Here is an 18,770-nt window from a genome sequence, read left to right on the forward strand (position 1 = left end):
GTCATGCTGCAAGGCGGCGGCGCGTATCCCGGTGCGCGAGCGGGGGAAATGCTCGACTTGGTGGCCGCCTACTCCGCGGATCCGCTCGACCCGGACTGGCTGCTGCGCACGCTCGGCCTCCAGGACAACCGCCGCACCCCCTACCGCCGCCTCTCCGGCGGCCAGCAGCAGCGGCTCGCCCTCGCCTGCGCGCTGGTGGGCAAACCGGAGATCGTGTTCCTGGACGAACCGACCGCGGGCCTGGACGCCCAGGCCCGGCTGATCGTCTGGGAGCTGATCGACGCCCTGCGCCGCGACGGGGTGACCGTCGTGCTGACCACGCACATGATGGACGAGGCCGAGCAACTCGCCGACCAGCTGGTGATCATCGACCACGGCCGCATCGTCGCCTCCGGCACCCCCGCCGAGGTCACCGCGCACGGAGCGGCGGGGCAGCTGCGGTTCAGCGCGCCGCCCAAACTGGACCTGGAACTGCTGGCGAACGCCCTGCCCGAGGGGTTCGCGCCCCGGGAGACCACCCCCGGCACCTATCTGGTGGAGGGCGAGATCAATCCGCAGGTCCTCGCGACCGTCACCGCGTGGTGCGCGCGAATGAACGTGCTGGCCACCGACATCCGGATCGATCAGCGCCGCCTCGAAGACGTCTTCCTCGAACTGACCGGACGGGACCTGCGCGGATGAGCGAGCACGACGCGACCGCCAACCGATTCGCGCCGGGCACCTTCGCCCCCGGCCCGCGCCCGAGCAGCCGCGCCGCGATGCTGTTCGCGCAGACCAGGCTCGAGCTGATCCTGTTGCTGCGCAACGGCGAACAGCTCCTGCTGACCATGTTCATTCCGATCACCCTGCTGGTCGGCCTGAGCCTGCTGCCGTTCGGCGATCTCGGCGCGCACCGGGTGGACAAGATCGTGCCCGCGGTGATGATGGTGGCCGTCATGTCCACCGCGTTCACCGGTCAGGCCATCGCCGTCGGCTTCGACCGCCGCTACGGCGCACTCAAGCGGCTCGGGGCGACGGCGCTGCCGCGCTGGGGCGTCATCGCGGGCAAGAGCGCGGCGGTGCTCATCGTGGTCGTGCTGCAAGCCGTCCTGCTCGGCCTCATCGGCTTCGCACTGGGCTGGCGACCGCAACCCGTCGGGCTGCTGCTGGGCGCGGCGGTGATCGCGCTCGGCACCGCGACCTTCGCGGCGATGGGCCTGCTGCTGGGCGGAACCCTGAAAGCCGAGGTCGTGCTCGCGCTGGCCAACATCCTGTGGTTCGTCATGCTCGGCGTCGCCAGCATCGTGTTCGCCGCCGACGACCTGCCCGCCGTGGTGAGCGTGCTCGCCCGTCTGGTGCCCTCCGGCGCGCTGGCCGAAACGCTCGAAACCGCGATGGACACCGGTGTCGACTGGTTCGGGATCGCCGTTCTCGCCGTATGGGGCGTGGTGTCGGGCGTCGCGGCCACTCGCCTGTTCCGCTTCCACTGAGTCTCAACGACGAAATGTAGTAGACCGGGTGAAGCCGCCGGATCCGGCCCGGCTACCATTTTCGACGTGCTGTATCGCGCGTTCTTGCGACTCGTCGACAAGCTGCCACTGCCCTCGCTGCGAGCGCAGCGCCTGATCGCGCTCGCTGTCGTCCTCTCGCAAGCGGGCATCTCGGTGACCGGCGCCGTCGTGCGGGTCACCGCGTCCGGTCTGGGCTGCCCGACCTGGCCGCAGTGTTTTCCCGGCAGTTTCACCCCCGTCGCAGTGTCGGAGGTTCCCGCGATCCATCAGGCGGTCGAGTTCTCCAACCGGCTGCTCACCTTCCTGGTCACCCTGTGCGCCGCCGCGGTCGTGCTGGCGGTGACCAGGGCGCGCCGCCGCCGCGAGGTGCTGGTGTACGCCTGGCTGATGCCCGGCGGCACCGTCGTGCAGGCGATCATCGGCGGCATCACCGTGCGCACCGGACTGCTGTGGTGGACCGTGGCGACCCACCTGCTCGCGTCCATGGTGATGGTGTGGGTCGCGATGGTGCTGTACGCGAAGATCGGCGAGCCCGACGACGGTATCGAGGCCGTGCGCGCCCCAGCGCCACTGCGCTGGCTCACCGCGCTCGCCGGGGTCGCGCTCAGCGCCGTCCTGGTGGCGGGCACCCTGGTGACCGCGGCGGGTCCGCACGCGGGCGACAAGAGCATCGAGCGTCAGGTCGAGCGGTTGCAGGTCGAGATCGTCACCCTCGTGCATCTGCACTCCCAGCTGCTCGTCGGGTATCTCGCGCTGCTGGTCGGCCTGACGTTCGGCCTGTTCGCGGTCGGCATCGCACCCGCCGTGCGCACCCGGCTGTTCGTGCTGCTCGCCCTGGTGTGCTCGCAGGCGCTGGTCGGCGTCGTGCAGTATTTCACCGATGTCCCCGCGGCGCTGGTCGTCGTGCACGTGGGCGGGGCCGCGGCGTGCACCGCCGCCACCGCCGCCCTGTGGGCTTCGCTGCGCACGCGCGAGCGCGTCACCGCCCCGAAGCCGGAACCCGCGACCCAGGCCGCCTGAGCGAGCCCCGCGCGTACGGTGGTCGTCCGGACCGCCGCTGGTGAACGAGCCGATCGGGAGGCGGTGAGCGGTAATTTCGCGACGCCGGGCGGTGATCCAACGCTCGGCGGTAGCGTGATCGGTCGTGTCCACGCCTGATCCGCGATCCGACGCGCCGCAGCCCTTTCCCGATATCGAGCCCTATGCCCACGGGCTGCTCGACGTCGGAAACGGCCAGCGGATCTACTGGGAGACCAGCGGTAACCCGAATGGCAAACCCGCGCTGGTGGTGCACGGTGGGCCGGGCGGCGGTGGACGGCGCGGAGCGCGGAAGAGCTTCGACCCGGCGGCCTACCGGATCGTCCTGTTCGATCAACGCGGCTGCGGGGAGAGCCTGCCGCACGCCTCCGACCCCGCGGTCGACCTCGCGCACAACACCACGCATCACCTGATCGCGGACATGGAACGGCTGCGCGAACACCTCGGGATCGACCGATGGCTGCTCTACGGCGGGTCCTGGGGGGCGACGCTGATCCTCGCCTACGCGCAGCGCTTTCCCGAGCGAGTCGGCGAGATCGTGCTGGCCGGTGTCACCATGACCCGGCAAGAGGAGGTCGACTGGCTCTACCGCGACGTCGCGCGGCTGCTGCCCGAACAGTGGGAGACCTTCCGCACCGGCGTCCCGCTCGCCGACCGCTACGGCGATCTCGTCGAGGCCTACCGGCGGCTGGTGGAAAGTCCCGACGCCGCCACCCGCGAGTCGGCGGCGCGACGGTGGTGTGCCTGGGAGGACGCCGTGATCGCGCACGAAAACCTCGGCAGCCCCGGGCAATACAGCGCGAAACCGGACGCCGCGCGCATGGCGTTCGTCCGGATCTGCACGCATTACTTCGCCAACGCGGCATGGCTGGAGGACGGGCAGTTGCTGCGCGACGTGCACCGGCTGACGGGCATTCCCGGCGTGCTGATCCACGGCCGACTCGACCTGAGCGCCCCGCTGTACACCGCCTGGCAGCTGGCCCAGGCATGGCCCGAGGCGGAATTGCGGGTCATCGATGATTCCGGGCACACCGGCAGCCCGGCCATGGGTGCGGCCATCCGGCGCGCGATCGCCGAGTTCGCCGGACAGCTCTAGCCCCGCGCCCGATCAGCCGACGCCCGCCGCCGGTCTCCTGACCACCCGCTGAAGCGCGCGCAGGTCCGCGTCGAGCGTTCGGTACAGCCAGTACACGGCGACGAAGGCGAGTCCGCCGACCGCGCACAAGCCCAGGACCGAATCGCGCACCAGTGGCAGTTCCTCGGGTTCGAGCAGGCTGAATCCGGCCAGCACCCCGACCAGCGGCACGGAGGCCGTGACCGCGAGATACACCGTGGTTCTCCGCCGCAGCGTGCGAATGTCACCGGAGTCGAGTGCGGTCGCGCGGCTGTAGCGCAGATAGACCGGATAGACACAGCGGACGATGTAGAACGTCGACAGGAAGAACGTGTAGGCAACGGAGATGATGCCCGCCATGAAAACGGTCATCGCCGCGTGGATCACCAGCCGCGCGGGAAGATCGGTGAGCCACAGGCACAGGAAGACCCCCGTCACGGTTGCCGAAACCCCGGTCTGGAAGGTGTTCAGCGCGCACATGTCACCCCAGAACAGTGTTCGCGACCGCACTCGCGCGAGCAGCGCGTCGTCGTAGCGTTTGCCATTGCGCAAGCCGCGGGGAACCGCGACCAGATCACGCGACATATACGCGTAGATGACGATCGACAGCGTCCCCGCGATGAGAACGAAAACATAGACGCCCATGTTGAGCTGGGCATTAGTGGCATCGGACAGGCGCTCCCTGATCAGTTCTTGAACGTGCACCGCCATGTAGACCGTGGCCAGTCCGACGCCGACCAGCGAGGACAGCCACAAGATCGGGGTGGGCCTGCGGGAAAGTCGTGCGCGCCAGCTGGCCGGGGGCGGATAGACCAGATCACGTGCCCGCTGCTCCAGGCACAAGTCGAGCTGCTGAGCCAGTTCCGAACCGGACGAGTAGCGGTCCGCGGGGTCGGGCGAAAGACAGGTCAGCAGGACCCGCCGCAGCGCCATGGGGCAATCCGGCGGCAGCTCCGACAGGAACGCGGGCTCCACGGGGCTGCGCCGCAGTTCGATCATGCGGGCCAGCGACGTCTGCGAATCACCCGCGGACGTTTCGTCCGCGAAGGGGCGGCGCCCGGTGAGCAACTCCCACAGCATGACGGCCAGCGCGAAGATGTCACTGCGCGTGTCCAGTTCCCCCGCGGTCGCCGCGAGGCCGGGGTGGCAGGCTTCGAGCTGTTCGGGCGACATGTACGCCAGCGATCCGCCGAAGTACGCCAGCGGACTGGTGCCCTTGACGCGTTTGCTGAAGCTGACGTTGAAGTCGGCCAGTTTCGGGCTTCCCTCGGCGCTCAGCAGCACGTTCGCGGGTTTGATGTCGCGATGCAGCACCCCCCGTTCGGACGCGTGCTGCAGGGCATCCGCGAGTCGGCGGCCCAGCCAGGCGACGGTCTCCGGCCAGGTCAGTGCGGCGATCCGCGCCCGAACGGCGGATTCGGTGGGCCGGACCTCGCCCTTGTCGGCGAGCACCTTGTCGATGGCGTCGAGCAGCAGTTGCCCACCACGCTGCTGCGGCGGCGTCGCGCGCGCCAGGCGCAGCACGTCGAGCAGTGTCCCGCCGGGGAGGTACTGCATGTAGAGCAGCTTCAGCTCGTCGTCGGCGATGAGCCGCTGGTCGTAGATGCGCACGATGTATTCGTGGTCCAGCTGGGCGAGGGTCTGCGGCTCGTTACCGTGGTTGTGCGAGATCTTGACTGCGACCAGTCGCTGCATCGATTGCTGGCGAGCGAGATACACCTGGGCGAACGCGCCCACCCCGATCCGCATCAGGAGGTCGAAATCGTCGACTTGATCGCCGGCGTCGATGGCGTCGAGCGCGACCTGGGCACTCGGGCGGGCGATCATCGTGCTGCGGTAGTCGCTGGTGAGCCGGTCGAGTTCCGCGGCGGCCGCGGTGGCGGTGGCGGTCAGGTCGGTGGTGTCGCCGCCCTGCTCGGCGCGGCGCATGGCGTGGTATTCCTCGTAGACCAGATCGGCCGGGAAAGGACCATTGCGCAGTTCGGGGAACTCCGCGCGGTAGTCGATGAGCCGCTTGGGAAAGTGGTAGCGCAGCCAGCGGTACTCGAGGTCGAGCTTGATCAGTTCGATCAAGATCGTGCGCCGCTCGGCTTGCTCGGCGGGTAGGTAAGCCGACAGGTCGGGCGGGGAGCCGGCCGCCCATGCCTCCGAGAACCGCGCCACGACGGCGGCGAGCACCGCGCGGGTTCGTTCGGCTGAATCGACCAGGTCGATCGGCTCACGCATCGGTAGCTCGGAGTCAGCCAGGATCGTTCATACGGCGGCTACGCACGGTGCGTCCTGCCTCGTAGGTCTCCCACATCAGCTCCTCGAGTTGAAGGGCCCTGTTCAAGGGTATCGCCCAGCGAGGGGTGGGCGCTGCGTCTGCGCGAGATGCGGCAAACAGGTCATTTTGCCGACGATTCGCCGACTCGATCGCTTCCGATATCCCGCCCACCGCCATGAGCGCACCCGACGCTTCCGGAAGTCGGAGGGCCCTAGGACTTCGGCGCTGTCCATCGCGCTCCCCAGACGGCGAACGGACTCAGCCGGCGGAGGCGTTCGGCCCGATCCATTGCTCGAACAACCGGTCCACCGCGCCGGTCGCGAGCCGGGTCGCCAGGTAGGCGTCCACCAGCGCCGCAAAGACCGGATCGTTCTTGCGCACCAGCAGCACCTTCCCGAACGAGTCGAACGGCGCTTCGGGATGCAGCACTTGCAGGTCCGGGTGCTGACGCACGCGGTAGCGGCCCTCGACCGAATCGGTGACGAACACGTCGGCACGGCCCTGTTCGACTTCGCCGAAGATCGTCAGATTGTCCGGCCACAAGGTGAGCTGCGCCTCGGGGAAGTTCTTGCGCGCGAATTCCTCGTTCGTTCCACCGCGATTGGCGATCACACGCACACCGGGACGGTTGATCTCCGCGATGGTCGAGTACGCCGCACCGTTCGCTCGATGGGTGATCGGGGCCTTGCCGTCGGTCCCGTAGGTGATCGAGAAGTCGGCGAACGCCCGTCGCGACGGCAGGTCGGAGATGCCCCCGACCGCGAGATCGCAGTTCCGTTCGGCGAAGTCCGTCTTCAGGGTCGCCCAGGTCACGGGCACGAACTCGAGCGGGCGGCCGAGCAGTGCGGCGAACCCCTGCGCGAGGTCGACGTCCACACCCCGGTAACCGCCCGCGTCATCTCTGATCGAGTAGGGCGGATAGTCCCCGGGAGTGCAGGCGCGCAGCACGTTCGAAGTCTCCGACGGCTGTGCGGCCGCCGGAATCGCCGCCGCGGCAAGAGCTGTCCACCCGGCGACGAGCACCGCGCCGATGCGGCCGGGCAACGTCACTGGGCTACGCACCGATCACTTCTCGTTGCGCGCCTTGGGAAAGCGAGACTGCTTGGCGACCCAGCCCGCCATCTTGGCCCAGTGGCCCTTGCGCGGGGTGACGATCGAGCTGAGTTCCCGGTCCCATTCGTCCGCCTCGGTGAGGCCGTCGATGGTCTCGATCAATGCCTTGGCGGTGTCCAGATCCGGAACGACCCGGTCGCCGAGGATGCCGTCGGCGCCCACCAAGGTGACGCGCACGCCCGCGCGACCGATGGGCTGGAGCACGGCCGTGGCCGATCCGCCGTGGTCGGCGACGAACCCCTTGACGGACTCCACGAGGGCGCCCGGCAGCTTCGCCGGCGCCGTGGCGGTTTCAGTACTCATGGCAGGCAGTTTACCGACCGGTAGGCAGCATGCCTGCCGTGCGGGTGTAGAACTAAAACACATGCGCGCCATTCAGGTTTCCGAACACGGTGGTCCCGAGGTCCTGAAGTACGTCGACGTGCCCGATCCGCGGATCGGACCGGAGCAGCTGCTGGTCGAGACGCAGGCGATCGGTGTCAACTTCATCGACACCTACATTCGCACCGGACGCTACCCCCAGGACGTTCCTTACATCCCGGGCGCGGAGGGCACCGGCGTCGTCGTGGAGGTCGGCTCGGACGTCACCGAGTTCGCGGTCGGTGACCGGGTGGCGTGGTCGGCCGCGCCGGGCAGCTACGCGCCGAAGGTCGCCGTGCCCGCGGCCGTCGCCATCCGGGTGCCCGACGGCGTCGACCCGCCGGTGGCCGCGTCGGCGCTGTTGCAGGGCATGACCGCGCACTATCTCATCGAGTCGATCTACCGGCCCGAGCCCGGCGAGACGGTGCTGGTGCACGCGGGCGCGGGCGGCGTCGGCCTGATCCTCACCCAACTGCTCACGGCACGCGGTGTACGGGTGATCACGACGGTGTCCACCGACGAGAAGGAGACGCTCTCGCGCGCGGCGGGTGCCGCGGAGGTGCTGCGCTACGGTGACGACCTCGCCGAGCGGGTGCGCGCGCTCACCGACGGCGTGGGCGTGGCGGCTGCCTACGACGGCGTCGGTGCGGCGACCTTCGAGGCCAGCCTCGCCGCGTTGCGCGTGCGCGGCACGCTCGCCCTGTTCGGCGGCGCGAGCGGCCCCGTGCCACCGTTCGACCTGCAACGGCTCAGCACGGCCGGTTCGCTGTTCGTCACCCGTCCCACGCTGGCGCATTACACCCGCGACCGCGCCGAGCTCACCTGGCGCGCGGGTGACATCCTCGACGCCATCGCCAAGGGCACGCTGAACATCCGGATCGGCGCCACCTACCCGCTCGCCGACGCCGAACGGGCACACCGCGACCTGGAAGGCCGCAAGACCACCGGTTCCATCGTCCTGCTGCCGTGAGCCGCCGACGGTGGGCGATCCGACGAATCGCCCACCGTGGCATCAGTAGTCGCGGCCGGTGAGACCGCGATAGATGAAGCGGGTCAGACCCTCCACGGCCTGCTCGTCGGTCAGTTCGACGTTTCCTTCCTCGACCGCCGCCAGCAGGCTCTGGGTGAGCAGGAACATCATCGCCAGGCTGGCATCGGCGGTGCTCGGCAGCCGCAATCCCTGGTCGGCGAAGCCCGCCACGTGATCGGCGATGTCCGCGCGCTGCTGGAGGCCGAAGCGCGCGACCATCCGCGCGAATTCCTCGTTGACCAGGGCGGCCTGATTCACCGCGCGCAGCACGGGCGCGTGCTCCCGCGCGAAGGTCCAGTACCCGGCGACGTGATAGCGCACCGACTCCGGGTCGCTGAAATCCGGTTTGTGATCCGGCCCCTCCGCGCGCTCGTCCCCCGCCGCGGCCAAGTCGTTCAGCAGGGCCTGAAGCAGTTCTTCCTTGCTCGCGAAGTGGTTGTAGAACGATCCGGCCGCCCGGCCCGCGGTCGCCGTGATGTCGGTGATCTTGGTGTTCAGGTAGCCGCGCTCGGCGAACAAGCGCAACGCCGCGGCCTTCAACGCCTGCTCGGTTTCGGCCGACTTCTCCTTGCGACTCAGCGACACCCACCTCACCTCCTTGACAAGGCAACGTACCAAGAGACAAACTGAATTTGCATTCAGTGAATTTGAATTCATCAGGAGAAGCTCATGGCACAGCCCGTTCTCGTCGCCGGCGCCGGACCCACCGGTCTCACCCTCGCCCTCGATCTCGCTCGCCGCGGCACCCCGGTTCGCATCGTCGACAAGGCGGCCACGTTCTTCGCGGGCTCCCGCGGCGACGGCATCCAGCCCCGCACGCTGGAAGTCTTCGACGACCTGGGGGTACTGGACGCGGTGCACGCCGCCGGGATGCCGACACCGGTGATGCGGGTGCACCTCGGCGGCGAGTTCGTCACCGAGCGCAGGATGAGCGAGCCGGTCGAGCCCACCCCGGCGGTCCCCTACCCCAACCCCTGGGTGCTCGGCCAATCGCAGACCGAGGCGATCCTGCGCGATCGGCTCGCCGAATTCGGCGTGCGCGTGGAGCTGGGCACCGCACTGGCCGCCTTCGACCAGGACGACAGCGGCGTCACGGCGACGCTGGAACGCGACGGCGTGCGTGAGACTGTGCGCGCCGCGTACCTGGTGGGTGCCGACGGCGGCAAGAGCACCGTCCGCAAGGGGTTGGGTATCGCATTCGAGGGCGAGACCGACGAGTCGCTGCGGATGCTGCTCGGCGACGTGCGCGCCGACGCGCTCGACCATGAATTCGGCTACTGGTTCGCCGCCGCCGACCAGCCGATGCAGGGCATCGCGTTGTCCCCGCTGCCCGGTGGGCGGCACTTCCAGTTCGCGGCGCCGCTCACCGCGGACGAGCAGCCGAGCCTGGAACTGCTGCAACGGTACGCCGACCGCTACTGCGGGCGCGACGACGTCACGCTGACCGACCTGACCTGGGCGACGGTATGGCGGCCCAATGTCCGTCTCGCGCAACGGTTCCGGGACGGGCGGGTGTTCCTCGCCGGGGACGCCGCGCACGCCCATCCGCCCACCGGCGGCCAGGGACTGAACACCGGCATCCAGGACGCCTACAACCTCGGGTGGAAGCTGGCCGCCGCCCTGGCCGGTGACGACACCCTCCTGGACAGCTACGAGACCGAGCGCAGGACGGTCGCCGCCAGGGTGCTCGGACTGAGTTCCGAACTGCTGGACAAGCTGATCGACGGCGACGAGGACGCGATGCGGCGGGGACCGGAGACCCAGCAGCTGGACATCAGCTACCGCGACCCGGCCGTGGGCGACCCGCTGGCGACCGGCGACCGGGCGCCGGACGCGCCGGTGAAGGACGACGCGGGGCGGCCGGTCCGGTTGTTCGACCTGTTCCGCGGGCCGCACGCGACGGTGCTGTCCTTCGGCACGCCGCCGGTGGCCGGACCGGACGCGTATGCGGTGGTTCGCCCGGGGACATCGGTAGCCGGGCCGCATGTGGTGGACGTCGACGGGCACGCTTTCACGGCCTATGCCGCGGTCGAGGGCACCCGGGTGCTCGTCCGCCCGGACGGCTACATCGGCGCGATCAGCTGAAGAAGCTGCCGATGGTGTCCCAGCCGAGCACCGAGTCCACCGCGAGGCCGCAGAACACCACGGCCAGGTAATTGTTCGACTGGAGGAACAGCCGCAGCGGCTTCACCGATTCACCGCGCCGCACGCCCGCGTACAGCTGGTGCGCCATGAGCAGGAACCACGCTCCGGCCACCAGCGCAACGGCCGTGTAGATCACGCCGGTGGCGGGCGCCAGGGCGAGGGTGGTGAGCACGGTCAGCCAGGTGTAGACGACGATCTGCTTGGTGACCGTCCGCTCGGTGGCGACCACCGGCAGCATGGGCACGCCCGCCGCGCGGTAGTCCTCCTTGTAGCGCATGGCCAGCGCCCAGGTGTGCGGCGGCGTCCAGAAGAAGATGACGCCGAACAGCGCGAGGGCGGGCCAGCCGATGCCGCCGGTCACCGCCGACCAGCCGACCAGCGCGGGCATGCAGCCAGCCGCGCCGCCCCACACCACGTTCTGCGAGGTGCGGCGCTTGAGGCCAAGCGTGTAGACGAAGACGTAGAACAGGATCGTCGCGACGACGAGCAGGCCGCTGAGCAGGTTGGCCTGCCACCACAGCCAGGCGAAGGAGCCGAGGCCGAGCACGACACCGAAGACGAAGGCGTTGCGGGTGGGCACCGCCTCCCGGGCCAGCGGCCGCTTGGCGGTGCGCTTCATGACCTTGTCGATGTCGGCGTCGGCGACACAATTGAGCGTGTTCGCGCTCGCCGCGCCCATCCAGCCGCCGAACAGGGTCGCGAGGATCAGGCGGATGTCGACGGTGCCGCGATCGGCGAGCAGCATGGTCGGGATCGTGGCGACCAGCAGCAGCTCGATCACCCTTGGCTTGGTCAGCGCGATGTAGGCCAGCGCCCGTCGCATCAGCCGGGACGGTAGGCCGGGACCCGTGAACCGGTCGGCCAGCGCCGTCGCGGAGGAGCCGTGCGCACCATCGCCACCCGGCCGTTGCCCAATCCGCACTGTCTCTCCTCGCACGCTGTGCATCGCATCCGGCATGGACCAGCAGTGCGCTGGTTCCGGTGGTAAGGACGAGCCCGCGCCGGACTTCCGTCCGCCCCGGCGCCCCTGCCGACCGGTGCGGCGCGACTACTACTACAAAGGATGGTAGACCCCCGCCGCCCCCGCCCCTTTCCTCGCCCCCGGGCAACGTCACCCGTATGTGACGCGCCGTACCGCTGTTTCCGCACCGCACGGAGGGACTTCGCCAGGGGCGCGCGACCCGCCGGTAGGACTGTTGGTCGAGGCTCTCGGTCGCCCGGTCCCCGCATCGAGTCCGTGTGGTTCGCGCCGCGACCCGCATACCGTTTCCCGGCGCGGACGAATTTCCTCACCTGGTTCCGGCGCGAGCGAACACGCAGAGCGACACAGGCCGCGAAACCAAGACAGGGTTAATGGTGTGCCGGTCACCGGGCACATCTAGGGTAGTTGGGTATACCCGGTGAGCACGCCGTAGCTGCCGCGCGATCATCGCCGTCAGAACCCACCCGCCGTCGACGAAACAATGTCAGGAGAACCTCGGTCGTGTCGATCACAGACGACATCCGCGCCCTCACTCAGCCGAACCACCCGGACGACTGGACGGATCTGGACACCAAGGCTGTCGACACCATCCGGGTCCTGGCCGCCGAGGCGGTGCAGAACGCCGGAAACGGCCATCCCGGTACCGCGATGAGCCTGGCGCCGCTGGCGTACACGCTCTACCAGCGCACCATGCGCATCGACCCGAGCGATCCGAGCTGGGTCGGCCGGGACCGGTTCGTGCTGTCCTGCGGTCATTCCAGCCTCACCCAGTACATCCAGCTCTACCTGGCGGGTTACGGCCTGGAACTGGACGACCTGAAGAACCTGCGCAAGTGGGGCTCGCTCACCCCGGGCCACCCCGAGTTCCGGCACACCGACGGCGTCGAGATCACCACCGGCCCGCTCGGCCAGGGCCTGGCCTCGGCGGTCGGCATGGCGATGGCGGCGCGGCGCGAGCGCGGCCTGTTCGACCCGGACGCCGCACCCGGCGCGAGCCCGTTCGATCACTTCGTCTACGTCATCGCCTCCGACGGTGACCTGGAGGAAGGCGTCACCTCCGAGGCGTCGTCGCTGGCGGGCACCCAGCAGCTGGGCAACCTCGTCGTGGTCTACGACGACAACAAGATCTCCATCGAGGACGACACCACCATCGCCTTCACCGAGGACGTCGCGAAGCGTTACGAGGCCTACGGCTGGCACGTGCAGGTGGTCGAGGGCGGCGAGGACGTCGTCGCGATCGAGGCCGCGCTGGAGGCCGCCAAGGCCGAGACCGGCAAGCCCTCGATCATCGTGCTGCGCACCATCATCGGCTACCCCGCCCCCAGCAAGATGAACACCGGTACCGCGCACGGCGCGGCGCTGGGCGCCGACGAGGTGGCCGCCACGAAGAAGATCCTCGGCTTCGACCCGGACAAGAGCTTCGACGTGGATCCCGCGGTCATCGAGCACACCCGCAAGGTCATCGAACGCGGGCGCGCGGCACATGCGGAGTGGCAGAAGTCCTTCGACGCGTGGGCCGCGGCCAACCCGGAGAACAAGGCGCTGTTCGACCGCCTGATCGAGCGGCGGCTGCCGGACAACTGGGTCGCGAATCTGCCCACCTACGAACCGGATCCGAAGGGCATGGCCACCCGCAAGGCGTCCGGCAAGGTGCTCGCCGCGCTGGCGCCGGTGCTGCCGGAGCTGTGGGGCGGCTCGGCCGACCTGGCCGAGTCCAACAACACCACCATGCCCGACCAGCCCAGCTTCGGGCCGGAATCGATCTCCACCGGCATGTGGAAGGCCGACCCGTACGGCCGGACCCTGCACTTCGGCGTCCGCGAGCACGCGATGGGCGCGATCCTCAACGGCATCGCGCTGCACGGCCCGACCCGTCCGTACGGCGGCACCTTCCTGGTGTTCAGCGACTACATGCGTCCGGCCGTCCGCCTGGCGGCGGTGATGCGGGTGCCCGCGATCTATGTCTGGACCCACGACTCCATCGGCCTCGGCGAGGACGGCCCGACGCACCAGCCGATCGAGCAGCTCGCCGCGCTGCGCGCCATCCCGGGCCTGAACGTGGTCCGTCCGGGCGACGCCAACGAGACCACCTACGCCTGGCGCACCATCCTCGAACGCGACAGCAGCGAGCACCGGTCGCACTTCTCGGTGTCCGAGCCGCCGCACCAGGACGGCCCGTCCGGGCTGGCGCTGACCCGCCAGGATCTGCCGATCCTGGAGGGCACCAGTTTCGAGGGTGTGTCGAAGGGCGGTTATGTGCTGGCCGAGGCGTCCACGGGCACACCGCAAGTGATCCTGATCGCCACCGGCTCGGAGCTGCAGCTCGCGGTCGCCGCCCGCACTACGCTGGAGGAGCAGGGCATCGCCACCCGCGTGGTGTCGATGCCGTGCGTGGAGTGGTTCGACGCGCAGGACAAGGCTTACCGGGACGAGGTGCTCCCGCCCGCGGTCGCCGCTCGAGTTGTCGTCGAAGCCGGTATCGCGATGCCGTGGCACCGGTTCGCCGGTGACGCGGGCGAGATCGTGTCGATCGAGCACTTCGGTGCCTCCGCCGACTACAAGACCCTGTTCCGCGAATTCGGCTTCACTCCGGAAGCCGTCGTTGCCGCCGCGCAGCGCACGCTCGAGAACGTGAAGGGATAAGCGCTCATGGCTCAGAACGAGAATCTCGCCGCTTTGTCGGCGGCGGGAGTGTCCGTATGGCTCGATGATCTGTCCAGGGACCGCATCCGCTCCGGCAACCTGGCCGAGCTGATCGAGACCCGCTCGGTCGTCGGGGTCACCACCAATCCGACGATCTTCCAGGGTGCGCTCAGCCAGGGCCACGCCTACGACGGCCAGCTGAAAGAGCTTGCCGCGCAAGGCGCGGACGCCGACGCCGCGATCCGCACCATCACCACCGATGACGTCCGCGCGGCCTGCGACGTGTTCGCTCCGGTCTTCGAGGCCACCGGTGGCGTGGACGGCCGGGTCTCCATCGAGGTCGACCCGCGCCTGGCGTTCGACGCCGACCGGACCGTCGCGCAGGCGGTCGAACTGTGGAAGATCGTCGACCGGCCCAACCTGTTCATCAAGATCCCCGCCACCGAGAAGGGCCTGCCCGCCATCACCGCGGTGATCGCGGAGGGCATCAGCGTGAACGTCACGCTGATCTTCTCGGTCCAGCGCTACCGCGCGGTGATGGGCGCCTACCTGGAGGGTGTGAAGAAGGCCAAGGTCGCCGGCCACGATCCGGCCAAGATCCATTCCGTCGCCTCGTTCTTCGTCTCGCGCGTGGACACCGAGATCGACAAGCGGCTGGAGGCGCTCGGCACCGAGGAGGCGCTCGCGCTGCGCGGCAAGGCGGGAATCGCCAACGCCCGCCTGGCCTACGCGGAGTACCAGGACGTCTTCGACGGCGGCAGGCACACCTCCACGTTCCTGACCCTGGCCGCCGCGGGTGCGAATCGGCAGCGTCCTCTGTGGGCCTCGACCGGTGTGAAGAACCCGGACTACCCCGACACGATGTATGTCACCGAGCTGGTGGCCCCGAATACGGTGAACACGCTGCCGGAGAAGACGCTCCAGGCGGTCGCCGATCACGGCGTGATCCGCGGTGACACCGTGTCGGGCAAGGCGGAGGAGGCCAAGGAGGTCTTCGATCGGCTCGCCGCGGTCGGCGTCGATCTCGACGACGTGTTCGTGGTGCTCGAGAGCGAGGGCGTGGACAAGTTCGAGAAATCCTGGGAGGAGCTGCTTTCCGCCACCGCCGACGAGCTGAAGTCGGCGTCGACCGGGAACGGCTGATCGATGGCCGGGGCAGCGCCGACGGATCGGCCCGAGGCCGCCGAATGGCAGAACCCGCTGCGTGACAAACGGGACAAACGGCTGCCGCGCATCGCCGGACCGTGCAGCATGGTCATCTTCGGTGTCACGGGTGACCTGTCTCGGAAGAAGCTGATGCCGGCCATCTACGACCTGGCGAACCGGGGGCTGTTGCCCCCGGCCTTCGGCCTGGTCGGCTTCGCGCGCCGCAATTACGCCGACGAGGATTTCGCCCAGGTGGTTCTGGAGGCGGTGAAGGCGCACGCGCGTACCCCCTTCCGCCAGGAGGTCTGGGATCAGCTCTCGGAGGGCATCCGGTTCGTCCAGGGCAGCTTCGACGACAACGCGGCATTCGACCGGCTCGCCGACACCTTGACCACGCTGGACAAGGAGCGCGGCACCGGCGGCAATCACGCGTTCTACCTGTCCATCCCGCCGAACATGTTCCCGGTCGTGCTCGATCAGCTCTGCGCGCACGGCCTGGCGCAGACGACCGGGCCGGACGCGGCGCGCAAACCCTGGCGACGGGTGGTGATCGAGAAGCCGTTCGGGCACGACCTGCACAGCGCGCAGGAGCTCAACGCACTGGTCAACGGGGTTTTCCCCGAGGAGCAGGTGTTCCGCATCGACCATTACCTGGGCAAGGAGACGGTGCAGAACATCCTGGCACTGCGCTTCGCCAACCAGCTCTACGAGCCGATCTGGAACGCCAACTTCGTCGACCACGTGCAGATCACGATGGCCGAGGACATCGGCCTCGGCGGTCGAGCGGGCTACTACGACGGCATCGGCGCCGCGCGGGACGTGATCCAGAACCACCTGCTGCAATTGCTGGCGCTCACCGCCATGGAGGAGCCGATCAGCTTCGAGCCCAAGCAGTTGCAGGCCGAGAAGATCAAGGTGCTCTCCGCGACCAAGCTCGTCGAACCGCTGGACGAGACCACCGCGCGCGGCCAGTACACCGAGGGGTGGCAGGGCAGCGAGCACGTGGTCGGCCTGGCGGAGGAGGAGGGCTTCGATCCGAATTCCAAGACCGAGACCTACGCCGCGATCAGGCTGCAGATCGACACCCGCCGCTGGGCGGGTGTCCCGTTCTTCCTGCGCACCGGAAAACGCCTCGGCCGCAGGGTCACCGAGATCGCGGTGATCTTCAAGCGGGCGCCGCACCTGCCGTTCGACCAGACCATGACCGAGGAACTCGGGCAGAACGCGCTGGTCATCCGGGTACAACCGGACGAGGGCATCACCACCCGGTTCGGCTCGAAGGTGCCCGGCTCCAGCATGGAGGTGCGCGACGTCAACATGGACTTCACCTACGGTGAGGCGTTCACCGAATCCTCTCCCGAGGCCTACGAACGCCTGATCCTCGACGTGCTGCTCGGGGTGCCGTCGCTGTTCCCGGTGAACGCGGAGGTCGAATTGTCCTGGCGGATCCTGGATCCGGTGCTCGAGCACTGGGCCGCCGAAGGCAGGCCGGAGCCGTACGAGGCGGGCACCTGGGGTCCGCCATCGGCCGACGAGATGATCGCCCGTACCGGGCGGGAATGGCGGCGCCCGTGATCGTCGACATGCCCGAGACCAAGACCGGCGAGGTCACCAAGCGCATAGTGCAATTGCGCGAGAGCAACGGCGTGATCACCGTGGGCCGCGTGCTCACCCTGGTGGTGTGCACGCTCGACAGCTCCGAGGCCGAGGACGCGATCGACGCGGCGAACGAGGCCAGCCGTGAGCATCCCTGTCGCGTCGTGGTGCTGGCGCGCGGTGACCGGGAGGCAGCTACCCGGCTGGACGCGCAGATCCGAGTGGGCGGCGACGCGGGAGCGGCCGAGGTCATCGTGCTGCGGCTGCAAGGCGAACTGGTCAACCACGAGAGCAGCGTCGTCACCCCGTTCCTGCTGCCGGACACGCCGGTGGTCGCCTGGTGGCCACGCGGAGCGCCGGAGTTCCCGTCCAAGGACTCGGTGGGCCGCCTGGCCGGCCGCCGCATCACCGACGCCACGTTCGCGCCCGATCCCCAGGCGGCGATCAAGAAGCGGCTGCAGTCCTACGCCAGCGGCGATACCGACCTGGCCTGGAGCCGGATCACCTACTGGCGCGCCCTGCTGGCCGCGGCGATGGACGAGCCGCCGTTCGAAAAGGTGGATTCGGTGACGGTGTCCGGGCTGCGCGACGAGCCCGCCCTGGACATCCTGGCCGGCTGGCTGGCCGCCCGGCTGGACTGCCCCGTGCGCCGCCGCACCGGCCCGCTGCAGGTGGAATTGCACCGTCCCACCGTCTCCATCGCGATCGAACGCCCGCAGACCGGCCGCACCGCGACGCTGACCCGCACCGGCGAGCCGGTGCAACGGATCGCCCTGGCGCGCAGGGAGACGCGCGACTGCCTCGCCGAAGACCTACGCAGGCTGGACGCCGACGAGACCTACGCGGAAGCGCTGGCCGGAATCGAGAAGGTGATCTATGAGTGAGCACACCGATTCGCCGTTCCCCAGCGACACCGTCGAGGTGCACCTCGACACCGAGTCGCTGGTGGCCGCCGCCGCGGCCCGCTTCGTCTCGATCGTCGTCGCGGCGCAGGCCGAGCGTGGTTCCGCGTCGGTCGTCCTGACCGGCGGCGGAACCGGCATCGCCCTGCTGGAGCTGGTGCGCAAGTCCCCCGGCGACATCGACTGGTCCCGGGTCGAGGTGTTCTGGGGGGACGAGCGTTTCGTGCCCGCGAACGATCCGGAGCGCAACGACCTGCAAGCCAGGCAGGCGCTGCTCGACCACGTGCCGGTCGATCCGGCGCGGGTGCATCCGGTGGCCGCCTCCGACGGCGAGTACCCCGATCCGGTGGAGGCGGCGGCCGAGTACTCCGCGACGGTGCACGCCTATCTCGCCGAACACGGCGCGTTCGATCTGCACCTGCTCGGCATGGGCAGCGAGGGCCACGTCAATTCGCTGTTCCCGCACACCGACGCGGTGCGGGAAGAGCACGAGCTCGTCGTCGCCGTGACGAATTCGCCGAAGCCGCCGCCGGTGCGGGTGACGCTCACCCTGCCCGCGATCCGCCGCAGCCGCCACGTCGTGCTGGTGGTCGCCGGCGCCGCCAAGGCCGAGGCGGTCGCCGCGGCCATCGGCGGCGCGGAGCCGGTGGAGGTGCCCGCCGCCGGCGCGATCGGTCTGGACTCCACCACCTGGTTGCTCGATCAAGAGGCCGCGTCCGCGCTGCGCTGAGCAGGCCACCCCGGCCGTCGGCGTGGCCGCGTCCGCGCGGGCTGCCGCGCCCAGGAGCCGGAGCGTCGTGGCTTGCTCCGGCCCTCGCGGGGCAGCGGTGTCACTGCTGCCGAGCCCGGGATATCTCGTAAATTTGTCCGACACTGTGCCCGGCGGCCGAAAGAACACCGCCGGATAACGCAGCCGAACAGCGAAGTTTACGAGATGATCGGTCG

General features: G+C 69.3%; 16 protein-coding genes. 11 read left to right on the forward strand and 5 right to left on the reverse strand.

Annotated features, from left to right (window positions below; all coding sequences use genetic code 11):
• The 4 genes from ON29_RS17110 to pip form a co-directional block, all read left to right on the forward strand.
• Nucleotides 1-681, forward strand: a 681-nt coding sequence (locus tag ON29_RS17110) for an ATP-binding cassette domain-containing protein (protein ID WP_040867461.1), incomplete at its 5' end; no start/stop codon positions are given.
• The gene (locus ON29_RS17115) at nucleotides 678-1,469 is read left to right on the forward strand and encodes an ABC transporter permease (protein ID WP_040867462.1); all 792 of its coding nucleotides are present in this window, start codon (nucleotides 678-680) and stop codon (nucleotides 1,467-1,469) included. The genes ON29_RS17110 and ON29_RS17115, both read left to right, overlap by 4 nt.
• A gap of 66 nt (nucleotides 1,470-1,535) precedes the next feature.
• Nucleotides 1,536-2,510, forward strand: a complete 975-nt coding sequence (locus ON29_RS17120; RefSeq protein WP_040867463.1) for a COX15/CtaA family protein — start codon at nucleotides 1,536-1,538, stop codon at nucleotides 2,508-2,510.
• Nucleotides 2,511-2,634: 124 nt separating this feature from the next.
• Nucleotides 2,635-3,624 (forward strand): prolyl aminopeptidase, encoded by a 990-nt coding sequence (gene pip, locus ON29_RS17125; protein WP_040867464.1) that lies wholly within the window; start codon nucleotides 2,635-2,637, stop codon nucleotides 3,622-3,624.
• Between the two features lie 12 nt (nucleotides 3,625-3,636).
• Here the strand turns inward: pip and ON29_RS17130 are convergent, their stop codons facing one another.
• From ON29_RS17130 to ON29_RS17140, 3 genes are all read right to left on the reverse strand, one after another.
• Entirely contained in the window at nucleotides 3,637-5,868 is a 2,232-nt protein-coding gene (locus tag ON29_RS17130; protein ID WP_040867465.1) for a serine/threonine-protein kinase, read from the reverse strand.
• Between the two features lie 298 nt (nucleotides 5,869-6,166).
• Nucleotides 6,167-6,970 (reverse strand): transporter substrate-binding domain-containing protein, encoded by an 804-nt coding sequence (locus ON29_RS17135; protein WP_083863658.1) that lies wholly within the window; start codon nucleotides 6,968-6,970, stop codon nucleotides 6,167-6,169.
• Between the two features lie 3 nt (nucleotides 6,971-6,973).
• Entirely contained in the window at nucleotides 6,974-7,324 is a 351-nt protein-coding gene (locus ON29_RS17140; RefSeq protein ID WP_040867466.1) for a hypothetical protein, read from the reverse strand.
• Nucleotides 7,325-7,385: 61 nt separating this feature from the next.
• Between ON29_RS17140 and ON29_RS17145 the strand changes: the two genes are divergently transcribed.
• Nucleotides 7,386-8,351 (forward strand): quinone oxidoreductase family protein, encoded by a 966-nt coding sequence (locus ON29_RS17145; RefSeq protein WP_040867467.1) that lies wholly within the window; start codon nucleotides 7,386-7,388, stop codon nucleotides 8,349-8,351.
• Between the two features lie 42 nt (nucleotides 8,352-8,393).
• Here ON29_RS17145 and ON29_RS17150 read toward each other — a convergent pair whose 3' ends face one another.
• Complete coding sequence (locus tag ON29_RS17150) at nucleotides 8,394-8,996, reverse strand: TetR/AcrR family transcriptional regulator (protein ID WP_217999210.1); 603 nt, start codon at nucleotides 8,994-8,996, stop codon at nucleotides 8,394-8,396.
• Nucleotides 8,997-9,080: 84 nt separating this feature from the next.
• Between ON29_RS17150 and ON29_RS17155 the strand changes: the two genes are divergently transcribed.
• Nucleotides 9,081-10,496, forward strand: a complete 1,416-nt coding sequence (locus ON29_RS17155; RefSeq protein ID WP_040867468.1) for an FAD-dependent monooxygenase — start codon at nucleotides 9,081-9,083, stop codon at nucleotides 10,494-10,496.
• Here the strand turns inward: ON29_RS17155 and ON29_RS17160 are convergent.
• Entirely contained in the window at nucleotides 10,489-11,478 is a 990-nt protein-coding gene (locus ON29_RS17160; RefSeq protein WP_083863688.1) for a heme o synthase, read from the reverse strand. The genes ON29_RS17155 and ON29_RS17160 overlap by 8 nt on opposite strands.
• A gap of 561 nt (nucleotides 11,479-12,039) precedes the next feature.
• On the opposite strand from ON29_RS17160, the gene tkt reads away from it, so the two are divergent.
• Genes tkt through pgl form a run of 5 tightly spaced genes read left to right on the forward strand, consistent with a single transcriptional unit; the run spans nucleotide 12,040 to nucleotide 18,555 of the window.
• Nucleotides 12,040-14,181, forward strand: a complete 2,142-nt coding sequence (gene tkt / locus ON29_RS17165) for a transketolase (RefSeq protein WP_040867470.1) — start codon at nucleotides 12,040-12,042, stop codon at nucleotides 14,179-14,181.
• Nucleotides 14,182-14,187: 6 nt separating this feature from the next.
• Nucleotides 14,188-15,324: a transaldolase gene (gene tal / locus ON29_RS17170; RefSeq protein WP_040867471.1), complete on the forward strand. Its 1,137-nt coding sequence runs from the start codon at nucleotides 14,188-14,190 to the stop codon at nucleotides 15,322-15,324.
• Nucleotides 15,325-15,327: 3 nt separating this feature from the next.
• On the forward strand, nucleotides 15,328-16,902 hold the full coding sequence (zwf, locus tag ON29_RS17175) for a glucose-6-phosphate dehydrogenase (protein WP_040867472.1): 1,575 nt from the start codon (nucleotides 15,328-15,330) through the stop codon (nucleotides 16,900-16,902).
• Complete coding sequence (gene opcA / locus ON29_RS17180; RefSeq protein WP_174371833.1) at nucleotides 16,899-17,807, forward strand: glucose-6-phosphate dehydrogenase assembly protein OpcA; 909 nt, start codon at nucleotides 16,899-16,901, stop codon at nucleotides 17,805-17,807. Before zwf ends, opcA begins: the two co-directional genes overlap by 4 nt.
• Nucleotides 17,800-18,555 carry a 6-phosphogluconolactonase gene (gene pgl / locus ON29_RS17185; protein WP_040867474.1) on the forward strand — a complete coding sequence of 252 codons (756 nt, stop codon included), beginning with the start codon at nucleotides 17,800-17,802 and terminating at the stop codon, nucleotides 18,553-18,555. The genes opcA and pgl overlap by 8 nt, the downstream gene beginning before the upstream one ends.
• Nucleotides 18,556-18,770 lie beyond the last annotated feature (215 nt).

Origin of the sequence: Nocardia exalbida NBRC 100660, from assembly GCF_000308575.1 — a bacterium.
Taxonomy (GTDB): Bacteria; Actinomycetota; Actinomycetes; order Mycobacteriales; family Mycobacteriaceae; genus Nocardia; species Nocardia exalbida.

What these genes read in the sequence shown, in the direction of transcription:
- ON29_RS17115 (WP_040867462.1), top strand. Translation starts at nt 678, where the DNA reads ATGAGCGAGCACGACGCGACCGCCAACCGATTCGCGCCGGGCACCTTC.
- ON29_RS17130 (WP_040867465.1), bottom strand. Translation starts at nt 5,868, where the DNA reads ATGCGTGAGCCGATCGACCTGGTCGATTCAGCCGAACGAACCCGCGCG.
- ON29_RS17140 (WP_040867466.1), bottom strand. Translation starts at nt 7,324, where the DNA reads ATGAGTACTGAAACCGCCACGGCGCCGGCGAAGCTGCCGGGCGCCCTC.
- ON29_RS17145 (WP_040867467.1), top strand. Translation starts at nt 7,386, where the DNA reads ATGCGCGCCATTCAGGTTTCCGAACACGGTGGTCCCGAGGTCCTGAAG.
- ON29_RS17155 (WP_040867468.1), top strand. Translation starts at nt 9,081, where the DNA reads ATGGCACAGCCCGTTCTCGTCGCCGGCGCCGGACCCACCGGTCTCACC.
- tal (WP_040867471.1), top strand. Translation starts at nt 14,188, where the DNA reads ATGGCTCAGAACGAGAATCTCGCCGCTTTGTCGGCGGCGGGAGTGTCC.
- zwf (WP_040867472.1), top strand. Translation starts at nt 15,328, where the DNA reads ATGGCCGGGGCAGCGCCGACGGATCGGCCCGAGGCCGCCGAATGGCAG.
- pgl (WP_040867474.1), top strand. Translation starts at nt 17,800, where the DNA reads ATGAGTGAGCACACCGATTCGCCGTTCCCCAGCGACACCGTCGAGGTG.